This window comes from Amycolatopsis sp. NPDC104775 (genome assembly GCF_055583325.1).
Genome location: NZ_JBVJOE010000002.1, coordinates 935,064 through 947,210 on the forward strand (window position 1 = coordinate 935,064; position 12,147 = coordinate 947,210).

Annotated in this window: 10 protein-coding genes; 3 read left to right on the top strand and 7 right to left on the bottom strand. The window is 70.3% G+C overall.

Annotated features, from left to right (window positions below):
- Position 1: 1 nt before the first annotated feature.
- Positions 2-3,445 (top strand): indolepyruvate ferredoxin oxidoreductase family protein, encoded by a 3,444-nt coding sequence (locus ACZ63D_RS13040; protein WP_465354484.1) that lies wholly within the window; start codon positions 2-4, stop codon positions 3,443-3,445.
- Positions 3,446-4,016: 571 nt separating this feature from the next.
- A complete protein-coding gene (locus ACZ63D_RS13045) occupies positions 4,017-5,387 on the top strand; it encodes an IniB N-terminal domain-containing protein (protein WP_465354485.1) in 1,371 nt (456 codons plus the stop codon).
- On the opposite strand, the gene ACZ63D_RS13050 is transcribed toward ACZ63D_RS13045, so the two are convergent.
- Together ACZ63D_RS13050 and ACZ63D_RS13055 are read right to left on the bottom strand one after the other, a co-directional pair.
- The gene (locus ACZ63D_RS13050; RefSeq protein ID WP_465354486.1) at positions 5,381-6,187 is read right to left on the bottom strand and encodes an SDR family NAD(P)-dependent oxidoreductase; all 807 of its coding nucleotides are present in this window, start codon (positions 6,185-6,187) and stop codon (positions 5,381-5,383) included. The two genes, ACZ63D_RS13045 and ACZ63D_RS13050, sit on opposite strands and share 7 nt — an antisense overlap.
- Positions 6,188-6,201: 14 nt before the next feature.
- On the bottom strand, positions 6,202-7,632 hold the full coding sequence (locus ACZ63D_RS13055; RefSeq protein WP_465354487.1) for an MFS transporter: 1,431 nt from the start codon (positions 7,630-7,632) through the stop codon (positions 6,202-6,204).
- Between the two features lie 52 nt (positions 7,633-7,684).
- On the opposite strand from ACZ63D_RS13055, the gene ACZ63D_RS13060 reads away from it, so the two are divergent.
- Complete coding sequence (locus ACZ63D_RS13060; RefSeq protein WP_465354488.1) at positions 7,685-8,407, top strand: TetR/AcrR family transcriptional regulator; 723 nt, start codon at positions 7,685-7,687, stop codon at positions 8,405-8,407.
- 555 nt (positions 8,408-8,962) lie between these two features.
- Here ACZ63D_RS13060 and ACZ63D_RS13065 read toward each other — a convergent pair.
- The 5 genes from ACZ63D_RS13065 to ACZ63D_RS13085 form a co-directional block, all read right to left on the bottom strand.
- Positions 8,963-9,760 carry a sigma-70 family RNA polymerase sigma factor gene (locus tag ACZ63D_RS13065; RefSeq protein WP_465354489.1) on the bottom strand — a complete coding sequence of 266 codons (798 nt, stop codon included), beginning with the start codon at positions 9,758-9,760 and terminating at the stop codon, positions 8,963-8,965.
- A gap of 212 nt (positions 9,761-9,972) precedes the next feature.
- Positions 9,973-10,476, bottom strand: a complete 504-nt coding sequence (locus tag ACZ63D_RS13070; protein ID WP_465354490.1) for an SRPBCC family protein — start codon at positions 10,474-10,476, stop codon at positions 9,973-9,975.
- Positions 10,473-10,829, bottom strand: a complete 357-nt coding sequence (locus tag ACZ63D_RS13075) for a metalloregulator ArsR/SmtB family transcription factor (RefSeq protein ID WP_465354491.1) — start codon at positions 10,827-10,829, stop codon at positions 10,473-10,475. The genes ACZ63D_RS13070 and ACZ63D_RS13075 overlap by 4 nt, the downstream gene beginning before the upstream one ends.
- A 41-nt stretch (positions 10,830-10,870) precedes the next feature.
- Complete coding sequence (locus ACZ63D_RS13080; protein ID WP_465354492.1) at positions 10,871-11,233, bottom strand: DUF5313 family protein; 363 nt, start codon at positions 11,231-11,233, stop codon at positions 10,871-10,873.
- 20 nt (positions 11,234-11,253) lie between these two features.
- Complete coding sequence (locus ACZ63D_RS13085; RefSeq protein WP_465354493.1) at positions 11,254-12,120, bottom strand: RNA polymerase sigma-70 factor; 867 nt, start codon at positions 12,118-12,120, stop codon at positions 11,254-11,256.
- Positions 12,121-12,147 lie beyond the last annotated feature (27 nt).

The window sequence follows — 12,147 nt, forward strand, 5'->3', positions numbered from 1 at the left end:
GATGAACGCCTTCACGTTGGAAGACCGGTACGTGCGCGAAGCGGGCACTGTCTACTTGACCGGGGTGCAGGCGCTGGTGCGGGTCCTGCTCGACCGGATCCGGCTGGACCGGCAGGCGGGCGCGGACTCGGCGGCCTTCGTGTCCGGGTACCAGGGTTCGCCGCTCGGCGGATTCGACCTGGAGCTGGCGCGGCGCTCGGCGTTGCTGGCCGAGCACAACATCGTGCACAAGCCGGGCGTCAACGAGGAACTCGGCGCGACCGCGGTCATGGGCAGCCAGCTCGCCGCCCGCGCGGGCACGATGCGGCACGACGGCGTGGTCGGCATGTGGTACGGCAAGGCTCCGGGCCTGGACCGGGCCACAGATGCGCTGCGGCACGCGAACCTCGCCGGCACCGATCCGCGCGGCGGCGCGGTCGCGCTGGTCGGCGACGACCCCAACGCGAAATCCTCGACCATCCCGTGTGCGTCCGAGCACGCGCTCGCCGACCTCGCGATGCCGGTGTTCTTCCCGGCCGATGCGCAGGACGTGCTGGAGCACGGCAGGCACGCGGTCGAACTTTCCCGCGCGAGCGGGCTGTGGTCGTCGATGAAGATCGTCGCGAACGTCGCCGACTCCGGCGGCACCGCGCTGGTCGATTCGGCGTGGACCGCGCCGGAGATGCCCGAGGGCGCGTACAAGCACCAGCCGAACAGCCGTCTGCTCGGGCCGGAGCTGATTACGCTCGAGCACAGCCTGCACCGGGTCCGGCTGCCGCTCGCGATGGACTACGTGCGGGCCAGCGGAATCAACCGGATCGTCCGATCCGGACCGGGCGACCGCGTCGGCATCGTCACCGCCGGGAAGTCCTATTTGGACCTTCGGCAGGCGCTGCGGATGCTCGGCCTCGGCGAAGCCGAACTGTCCCGCTACGGCATCAGGCTGCTCAAGCTCGGCGTCGTGTACCCGGTCGAACCGGAGATCATCAGGGAATTCGCCGACGGTCTCGACGAAATCCTGGTGGTCGAGGAAAAACGCGCGCTCGTCGAACCGGCGATCAAGGAAATCCTCTACGGCCGCACCGGCGCGCCGCGCGTGTACGGCAAAACCGATCCGCGCGGCCAGGTGCTGTTCACCGAACTCGGCGAACTGGACCCGGACCGCATAGCCAGCGGTCTGGCCAAGCGCCTGCCGGACGCGGAACCGGTCGCGGCGTGGAAACAACGGCGCCGCCGCGAGCGGATTTCCGTGCCGCTGCTGGCCCGCACGCCGTACTTCTGCTCCGGCTGCCCGCACAACTCGTCCACCAAGGTCCCGGACGGCACGCTCGTCGGCGCCGGAATCGGCTGCCACACCATGGCTTTGTTCATGGAGCCGGAACAGGTCGGCGAGGTCGTCGGGCTGACCCAGATGGGCGGCGAGGGCGCGCAGTGGATCGGCATGGCCCCGTTCGTCGAGACCCCGCATCTGATGCAGAACATCGGCGACGGCACGTTCATGCACTCCGGCAGCCTCGCCGTGCGCGCGGCGGTGGCCGCGGGCGTCGACATCACCTACAAGCTGCTTTACAACTCCGCGGTCGCGATGACCGGCGGTCAGGACGCGGTCGGCGGGCTGTCCGTGGAGAAGGTCGCCGCGCTGCTGCTGACCGAGGGCGCGGCGAAGGTCGTCATCACCTCGGACGCGCCGCGCCGGCTGCGGAAGCGCAAGCTGCCGCGCGGGGTCGAGGTGCGGGACCGGTCCGAACTTCTTCGCACGCAAGAAGAACTGGCCGCGCACCGCGGGGTCACGGTGTTGATCCACGAGCAGGAGTGCGCGGCGGAGAAGCGACGCAAACGCCGTCGCGGCAAGCAGGAAACGCCCGCGCGCAAGGTGTTCATCAACGAACGCGTCTGCGAAGGCTGCGGCGACTGCGGCGTGAAGTCGAATTGCCTTTCGGTGCAACCGGTCGAGACGGAATTCGGCCGCAAAACCCAGATCCACCAAGCGTCGTGCAACGTCGACTACTCGTGCCTCGACGGCGACTGCCCGTCGTTCCTGACCGTCGTGCCGACCGGCGAGGTCAAGCGGCGGCATCTCGCGCCGATCAGCGCGGAAGACCTGCCAGAACCGGAGAAAACCCGGTCGGACGTCGCCGTGCGGATCACCGGCATCGGCGGCACCGGCGTGGTCACCGTCGCGCAGATCCTCGGCGTCGCCGGAGTTCTCGACGGCAAGCAGGTGCGCACCCTCGACCAGACCGGCCTCGCGCAAAAGGGCGGCGCGGTCGTCTCGGACGTGAAGATCTCCACCGGCGCCGTCGAGCAAGCCCCGAAACTCGCGAACGGGGAGTGCGACCTCTACCTCGCCTGCGACGCACTGGTCGCCGCCGACCCGGCGTACCTCGGCGTGGCCGACCCCGGGCGGACCGTCGCCGTGGTGTCCACTTCGGAGGTCCCGACCGGCCGGATGGTCGTGGACAAGGAAGTGTCCTACCCGGACCAGTCGAGCATCCGCGGCGCGCTCGGCGACGCGACCGCTGCCGGGCACTACCTCGACGCGCGCGGCCTGGCCGAGCAGATCTTCGGCGACGACCAGTTCGCCAACATCCTCCAGCTCGGCGCGGCCTACCAGACCGGCTCGCTGGCGGTCACCGCGGAAAGCCTGGAACAGGCCATCACGATCAACGGGACCGCGGTGGAGACGAACCTGCAGGCGTTCCGGCGCGGCAGGCAGCTGGTCGCCGACCCGGACGCGCTCACCGCGGAACTCTCCTCGGGATCGGACAGCCCGGCCCCCGCCGCGGCCGACGCGGAAGCGGTCCGCCGGGTGCGTGCGCTGGTGCGGGCCGACGGCGAACTCGCCCGGGTGCTCGACCTGCGCATCCCGGACCTGATCGCCTACCAGGACGAGCGGTACGCGCGGGAGTACGCGGAGTTCGTCGAGCGGGTCCGCACCCGCGCCAGCGCGTCGGTGACCGAGGCAGTCGCGCGGAATCTCTACAAGCTCATGGCCTACAAGGACGAGTACGAGGTAGCGCGGCTGTCGCTGGATCCGCAGCTGACCGCGGAAATCGAAGCCCAGTTCGGCGTCGGCACGCGGTTCGCGTACCGGCTGCACCCGCCGGTGCTGCGCGCGCTGGGCATGAACCGCAAGATCAGCCTCGGCGGCCGCGGCTTCCGGCCCGCGTTCGCGGCGCTGCGGGCCATGCGAAAACTCCGCGGGACGAAGCTGGACCCGTTCGGCCGCGCGGAGGTCCGCCGGGTCGAGCGGGCGCTGATCGGGGAGTACCGGCAGGCGCTGACGCGCGCGCTCGAGGTGGCCGACCGGGGCGACGCCCGGCTGGTCGAACTGGCCGCGCTGCCGGACTCGGTGCGCGGATACGAGGAGATCAAGCTGGCGAACGTGGCGGCGTACCGGCGGCGGCAGGAAGAGCTGCTGCGGGAGCTGGAGATGCCGGACTCGGTCCGGGTCGCCACTGCCTGACCCGAACCTGGCTGGACGACCCGTGCCGGATTCGGTGCGGGTCGTCCAGCTTGGGGTTTCGGACGAGGTTTGCGCTGTGATCGTGACGTAATCCGCGAAGGCGTCCGAAAAAGGAAACGAGATCGGCTCCTTCCTGCACTTTTCCCGGTGTATTCCGCGCCCGCCTTCTCGGCGGCAGCGGAAACGGCGGGGGATCGGGCGAACCCGGCCTTTCCGCCGTTCCGGCCTCCCGCCCGGCCCGGAAAGCCCTGCGGCTGTCACACCTTCGGGTGGTCCTGGGGAACCTCTCCGGGCGACTCGCGTCCGTCCCCCGATCGGTGGGGTGGGCGGCGCTCGGCGGGGTGGCGCGCGGGCAAGGCCGTGACCAGCGCGGACGCGGCAAATCCCCTAATGCCCCTAATCGGGGGAGCGGCGAAGTCCCTAGTGGGTGCCCCGGCTAACCCGGGCGACCCCCCGATGGCGGGCATTCGGCGGAGTCCTATGTTCGGAAAAGGAGCCGGCTCTGGGGCCGGCTCGTCCGTTTCCCGGACACCCCACCCCGATCCGTTTTCACCACAGGAGAATACAAACTATGGGCCCGGTGCAGACGCTGCACGAATTCGCGCTGAACCTCCTGAACGACCCGCAGTCGCTGGCGGAGTACAAGGCCGACCCGCAGGGGGTGCTGAACGGCGCCGGCCTGGGCGAGCTGAACCCCTCGGACGTCCAGGACATCATGCCGCTGGTCATGGACAGCGCCCCGCTGCCGGCCGCCCCCGCCGTCCCGGCCGTTCCCGCGGTGCCGGGCGTCCCGGCCGCGCCGAGCATCCCGGCCGTGCCGGGCGTGCCCGCCGTCCCGGGCGTTCCGTCCGCTGACCTGGGCCGGGCTTTCGACCAGGTCAACGCCGCCGCCGAGCCGGTGGCGCACGAGGCGGGCCAGGGCCTCGGCGGTCTCGCCGGCGCCCTGCCGAACCTGAGCCCGGTCTTCGAGGGCGTCAGCAACGTCGCGGGCGCGACCGGCCTGAACACCGTCACCCACGGCGCGCTGGGCGCGGTCTCGGGCGTGCTGGACCACGTCGCCGCCGCGACCCACCCGGTCCCGGTGGTCGGCCCGATCCTCGACGCCGCCGCGATCGACACCCAGCACACCGTGAACGCGGTGGGCGAGCACGTCTTCGACGGCAAGCTCGTCGGCTCCGCGGTGGACGCGACCACCAACCACCTCGGCGACGCGCTGACCTGGAAGGCCGTCGTGGCCGAGTCCGGCAAGCTCCCGGTCGTCGGCGGCCCGGTCAGCGGTCTCGTCGAGGACGTCCGCCAGGGCGGCTCGCACCTGCTGGGCACCGTCAACGAGGCGATCGGCTCGACCCCGGTCGGCGTCCACGGCGACGACGTCCGCGCCGACCTGACCCAGGCGGCGGGCGACCTGACCTCGGCCGGCGACCTGTCCGGCACGCTGGACCACGCGACCGGCGGCGCGCTCCCGGCCGTCCCGGGTCTCCCGGGTCTCCCGGCGATCCCGGGCGCGGGCGAGCTGCCGCAGGTTCCGGGCGTTGGTTCGCTGCCGCAGGTCCCCGGTGTCGGTTCGCTGCCGCAGGTTCCGGGCGTCGGCTCGCTGCCGCACGTGCCGGGTGTCGGTTCGCTGCCGCAGGTCCCGGGTGTCGGCGAGCTGCCGCACGCCCCGGCGCTGCCGGCCGCCCCGAACGCGGGCTCGCTGACCCACGCCATCGAGGGTGCGACCGCGCACGCTCCGGCGGTCAACGCGGCCGCGCAGCACGTCACGAACACCGTGCACGACGCGGTCGAGACCGGCACTCAGCACGTGACGGCCGGCGAGCTGCCGGACGCCTCGCACACCGCGCCGGTGCTCAACGAGGTGCAGAACCACGTGCACGACCTGGCCAACGGCCTCGAGTCGCACGCGGGCAACCTGCACCTGGACAACCTGCACCTGGGTCACTGATCCTGGCGCACTAAGGGTTTTCCCGCCGCGGGCCCGGACCGGACGAGGTCCGGCCCCGCGGTGTTTTCCGTACCGGGCAGCAAGGACAGCAAGAGCCGCCCGTCGCGGAAGAGCCCGCCGGTCGGGCCGCCGGGCGGCAACGTCGCGGCCCACACGACGCCGCGAGCGCTTTCCAGCGCCGGGCGCGCCGTGTCCTCGTCGCCGCGCTCGGGATGGGTCGCGGTCTCTCCCGGATCGACGGCGTTGACGAGGATCGAGGTGCCGCGCAGTGCCGCGGCGAGCACCCCAGTAAGAGTATTCAGCGCGTGCTTGGCGAAGGAATGCGCCGGAGCGCGCAGGCTCGCGCCGAGGTCGAGCCCGGTGGAGATCTGCAGCGCGGAAACGCTGGAAACATTGACGATCCGGCCCGCTGGGGCGGCTTTCAGCAGCGGCAGCACCAGTTGAGTCAGTTGCCAGGGGCCGAGCACGTCGATGTCCAATGTGGACTGGACGGCGGCCAGATCGGCGTCGAGTGCGGACAGCGTGGCGAAATCGACGGTGTCGCTGGCGTTGTTGATCAAGACGTCGAGGTGGCCGAAGGAATCCGCGAGGAACTCGGCGGCAGCGGTCATGGTGGCGAGATCGGTGAGGTCGAGCCGCACCGCGGTGGCGTCCGGGAGCCGCGCGGCAAGGGATTCGGCTTTCGCTAAATCGCGAGCGGTGAGGGTTACGTGGTAGTCCTGGTCGGCCAGAAGACGGGCGATGGCGAACCCGAGTCCGGCGGCCCGGCTGGTTCCGGTGATCAGAGCGGTTTTCGGCATGATGGTCTCTCCGGTCAGTGCGCCGGACGTTTCGGAAGGAATCCGACGAGGGCCAGTGCCACGAGGCACAGACCGGCGCAGAGGCCGAAAACCAGTTCCGCGGCAGGAATCCACGACGGTGCGGCGGCCGGCCCGACGCGGGTGAAGAACATCGTGCCGAGCGCGGCGACGCCGATCGCTCCGGCGAATTGCTGGGCGGCGTTGAGCATTCCGGAACCACTGCCGACTTCTTCTCCAGTGGCGTCGCCGAGAATAAAATCGAAAAGCGGAATGAACAACAACCCGGAACCAGCACCGGCGATGAACAATGCGGGAGCCAGTTGCCAAATGGTGCTGGCAGTACCCGAATGCGCGATCGACCACCACAGGGCGAGCAAGCCGACGACCGCGATGGCCAGTCCTAAGTGGAGTGACGCACGGCCGAGTTTCGCGGCGAGCACCGCGCCGGACAAGAGAGTCGCGATCGCGGTGCCCGCGGCCCACGGGAGCAAGGCGAACCCAGACCGCAACGGCGTCCAGCCGAGCCCAGACTGCAACAGCAGGTTCACCACGAGCACGAATCCGCTGAGCGAGGCGTAAAACGCGCCGGTGATTAGCAGCCCGAACACGAAGCCGCGCTTGGAAAACAAGGACGGCGCGATGACCGGATGACTGCTGCGGCGTTCAGACCTCGCGAACAACCCGAAGGCGACCACACCGGCGGCCATCAATACGTACGTCCACACTGGCCAGCCGAGTTCGCGGCCTTGGATGAGCGGGACGATGAGCAGCGCGGACGCCACGGTGAGCAGGCCGACGCCGCGCAAGTCGAGCCGAGCGTCGCGGTCCTCGCCGCTGTACCGCGGCAGCACGCGCAAGGCGAGCAGTCCGGCGAGGACGCCGAACGGGACGTTGATCAGGAAAATCGAGCGCCATTCGCTGCCGAACAGATTGAGGTGCAGCAGCCATCCGGCGAGGATCGGTCCGGCGACGGTGGCCAGACCCATGATCGGGCCGAACGGCATCAGGGCTTTGCGCAGCTGATCGGGCGGGAACACGACCTTCACCAGCGCGATGCCCTGCGGGATCATCGCCGCGCCGAACAGGCCTTGGCACCCGCGGGCCGCGATCAGGAATCCAGGGCTGGGCGCGAGCCCGCAAGCCAGCGACGCGAGCGTGAACCCGGTCATGCCGAGCAGGAACAGCCTGCGCCTGCCGAGCAGATCGCCGAGTCGGCCGGAGGTGACGAGGCCGAGCGCGAACGCCGCGGTGTAAGCCGACAGGACCCACTGCAGAGTCACCGGCCCGCCGCCGAGATCCGCGCGAATCGACGGACCGGCGAGAGCGGCGACGCTGGTGTCGATGAGGTCCATCAGGTCGGCGATCACCACGACCACCAGGACCAGCCACGCCTGAGCCAGCGGAAGCGATCTGGCAGGCGGGGACGAACTAAGTTCAGTAGCCACGAACTAAGTTCTAAGTGACGAACTAAGTTCGTGTCAAGCTATAGTGACGGGCATGCCCGCTGCTCCCCGAGAACGCCGCGCCGCCCGGCACGCGTCCACCAGCGCCGAGGCCGCGCCCAAACCGCGGAAAGAACCCATCACGGTCGACCGGATCACCGACGCCGCGCTGCAGGTCATCGCCACCGAGGGCTACGACGCGCTGACCGTCCGCCGGGTCACCGCAGTGCTCGGCACGGGCCCGTCGTCGCTGTACGCGCACATCGTCAACAAAGAGGACCTCGACGATCTGCTCATCGGAAGGCTCTGCGCACAGATCGAACTGCCCGAACCGGACGCGGCGACCTGGCGGCAGCAGGTGCTGGACGTCTACGGGCAGATCCGGGATCTGTACCTGAAGTACCCGGGCGTGTCCCGCGCCGCGCTCGCGATGGTCCCGACGCACCTGGAGACGCTGCGGGTCAGCGAGGGAATTCTGGCGATCCTGCTGGCTGGGGGGATCGAACCGCAGACTGCGGCGTGGGCGCGGGATTCGCTCACGCTCTACGTCACCGCGTATGCCTGGGAACAGTCGCTGATGCGACAACGGCAGCAGCACGGCGGGGAGTGGGTGCTCAGCCGGGAGGAACTGATCGACCGGTTCACCGCGCTGCCGGAGGAGAAGTTCCCGCACACGCGGCAGTACGCGGCGGAGTTGACTTCTGGTGCGGGGCATGACCGGTTTGCTTTTACGATCAACCTGATCACGCGGAATCTGGCCAGCGGGGTTTCGGGGTGATTCGCACCGGCGCGTGGTGCGGCGGATGTCCGGTCGTGCGGTGGAGTTTCGCCGTCGCTCGGCCGAGGCTGACCGGTTTGTCTTCGCGGCCAACCTGATCGGACCTCTTTGGAACTGCGGGATGGCCCGGCGGTGTGCCCTCGCTGTCGCGAGGCTCGCCTGGCGATCGGCGGCGCGGCGGCATCCGGGGTGGTTCGCCCGCATTCGGGTCGCGCGGAAAGTTCATTAGCGGGGCTTCGAGATTGCCTGATCGCCGCAGTCCGCCCTCCTGGGCGGTTTGCGATCGGCCTCGGCTGATTCTGCGGCGAACGGTTCGCCCGCACCCGGGTAGCCGGGGGCTCGCTAGCGGGGTTCCGGGATTGCCGGGTCCCGCTATCCAGGGCTGTTCGCGGTCGGCCTCAGCTGGTTCCGCGGGTGCCGGGTCGCGCGGAAGTTCGTTAGCGGGGCTTCGGGATCGCCGGGCCGCCGCAGCCCGCCCTCCAGGGCGGTTCGCGGTCGGCCTCAGCCGGTTCAGCCACGACCAGTTCGCCCCCACCCGAACCGCCCTGAGGCTCGCTACCGAGGCCCCGGGATCGCCGGATCGCCGCAGCCCGCCATCCGGGGCAGTTCGCGGTTGACCTCCGCCAGTTCGGCGGCCACCGCGTGGCAGGGTTCGCAGGACGCGAGGTGGCTGGCCAGTACTCCGGCGCGGCGGGCGGGCAGGGTGCCGCGCAGCCACGCGCCCATCCGGCGGCGGACTTCCTGGCACTGCGGCAGTTTCGCGTCGGGCACTTGGACTTGCAGGTACGCCTGCCGCAGTCCCTCGCGGGCGCGGCGGGCGAGCACGGCGACGCCGTTCGGGGAAACGCCGAGCACCGGCGCGAGTTCGGCTGGGGTGTCGCCCTCTGCCGACATGCGCCAGAGCACGGTTCGCCAGCGGCCGGGCAGGGTGCGGTAGGCCGACCACACCAAGCGGTCTTCCGAGCGCATGACGGCGAGTTCGTCGGCGCCGCCGTCGAGAGTCACCGGTTCCGGGACTGTCGCGTAGAGATCGATGCGGTTTTCGTGGCGGCTCCAGCGGGCGAAGAGATTACGCATCGTGGCCACGAGATACGCCGGCGCGTTCGACTCCGGGCCGCCGCCCGCCGCGACCGTGCTGAGCACGCGCGCGAAGGCTTCGGCGACCAGGTCGTCGCGTTCGGCTTGCTGGCGCACCAAACCGGCGGCGACGCGGCGCATCAGCGTGACGTGCCGCCGGAACAATTCCCCGCCGGCCTGGCAATCTCCGGCGCGTACGGCGGCGAGGAGTTCAGCGTCGGTGCGCTCGTCCTCGTCCGCGTCGGCGACCAGCGTGCTGCCCAGTGTCGCGTCCACCGTGCACCTCCCACCGGACTGGCCCACACCTCGTCACGCGGGACTACTGAAAGTAACTGGTACAGCAGTGTACTCCATATGCCGCACAACGCCGGGCAGTCGGGCGCGCGATTCCTGGCCGGCCGCGACTGTCAGCCGAACGGGGAAGTCGGGGCCGCTCAACGACATTTCGTTCGGCGGCCGACTGTCCGAAGTGGACTATTGACGTCCGGTCAGGAAAACTTTCCGGCCAATTCGGTGAAATAGGGCGTCATCGCCGGGTGATAGTCGGCGAAGTCCGGTTTCGGGGCGCCGTCGAAGGAGGCGGTGAGCAAGTCGAGGTAGTACTCCCAGCCCGGCCCGGCGTCCCGGATCTTGCCCGCGGAGTCCAGGTGGTGCACCAGCCGGAGTTCGGTCGCCGCGCCCTGGGGCTCCAGCAGCAGCTCCATCCGCCAGGCCCCGGATTCGTCGGTGGACGAAACAGCCAGCCGGCGCGGGGGCTCGCAGGCGTCGACGCGGAGGTCTATCCAGGGTTCCCCCTCCTCGAACACCATCTGGACGCGAATCATCCGACCGGGTGCCCCCTCGCCGTCCCAGGGGCCGAACCAGCGTGCGGTGCGTTCCGGTTCGGTGAGCGCGGCCCACACGTCGTCGATCGGGGCGCGGAAAGTGCGGGGCAGAACGAGGTCGATGCCCTCGGCGAGGCGGTGCGCGGTGGCGGTGGGCACGGGCTTCATGCGGTGTGTTCCTCTCCGGAAACGGGGTTCCGAGGGCGTTCGCGGCGGGTGCGGTGGACCTCGGTTTCGAGTGCGTCGAGCCGCTGCTGCCAGGCGGGCGGGGCGAGCAGCTGGGTGAGCCAGGCGGCGAGTTCGGCGAAGCCTTCCGGGGCGAGGGTGTAAAACCGTTGCCTGCCCACGAGTTCGTCCCGCACCAGTCCGCTTTCCCGCAGCACGCGCAGATGCCGCGACACCGCGGGCCTGCTGATTGCGAACCGCGCGGCGATCTCCCCGGCGGGCAGCCGCTGGTGCCGCAGGAGCGCCAGGATGTCCCGCCGCACCGGGTCGGCGATCGCGCTGGCGGCCAGATCCACGGCAAAAGCGTAACCTATGGGTTACGCGTCCGGCAAGCGCCTCACGGCCACGTGGACGCGCCGCCGCGGCGTTTGCGGACTTCTTTCCCGGTGCCACGCGGGAAACCATGCTTGGCGAGCCGGACTTCGGCGAGTTCGTCGGCACTGGTGACGGTGAGGAAAAGGCTCAGCAGCAGGCTGATCAGCAGCGCGGCGACGATCAGCCCCGCGGGCATCGGCGTGACCAGCGTGAGCACGACGTAGCCCGCGATCAGCCACGGCAGCGCCTCCACGAAGATCCGGAACACGAAGCGCAGCACCCAGGTTTTCGCGGTCGCGTCGTGCAGCACCCACTCGCGGTACTCCTCGGGGAGTACCCCGCCGTAGACATAGTGCAGCCAGCGCACCGGACCGGGTCGCTTCATCCCCGCCGGGTACCCCGTGCTCAGGCGGCGTACGCCCCGAGCTTGGCCGGGTTCATCAGCCAGAACACGCGGTGGATGCCCTCGGCCGACGCCGACACGGTCAGCACCGCGGTGACCGTCCCGCCGTTGCTCACCACTGCCGCGGGCTGGCCGTTGACCTCGCTCCAGCGCACCTCGGTGCCCGGCCAGAACCGGTCGGCGAACGCGCGGACGTACTTCGCCACCGTGACCGCGCCGAACACCGGGATCCGCGTCGCGCGAACTGCGCCGCCGCCGTCGGAGTAGCTGACGACGTCCTCGGCGAGGAGTTTCTCCAGCGTCGCCAGGTCTCCGCTGCGTGCGGCGTCCACGAACGCCGCGAGCAGCCGCCGCTGTTCCGCCGGTTCGACCGGCGTCCGGCGTTCCGCGGCGAGGTGTTTGCGCGCGCGGCTGACCAGCTGGCGCGCGCTCACCTCGGTGGTCTGCACGATGTCGGCGATCTGCTGGTACGGATAATCGAACGCTTCGCGCAGCACGTACGCCGCGCGTTCCGTCGGCGGCAGTTTCTCCAGCAGGAACAGCACAGCCACCTCGAGCGCGGCGGCCCGCTCGGCGCCGAGCTGCGGGTCGGCGGAGGTGTCGACGGGTTCGGGCAGCCACGGCCCGACGTAGGTTTCGTGCCGGGCGCGCGCGGTCTGGCTCGCGGTGATGGCCAGCCGGGTCGTGGTGGTGGCCAGGAACGCGCCGGGGTTGCGGACGGCCGAGCGGTCGCAGGTCTGCCAGCGCAGCCAGACGTCCTGCAGGAGGTCCTCGGCGTCGGCGACGCTGCCGAGCATCCGGTAGGCGATCCCGAACAGCCGCGGCCGGACCTGTGCGAACACCGAGGCGGCCTCGGCGATTTCGTCCATCGGCGGCGCGTTCCTTCCTGCTTCTGG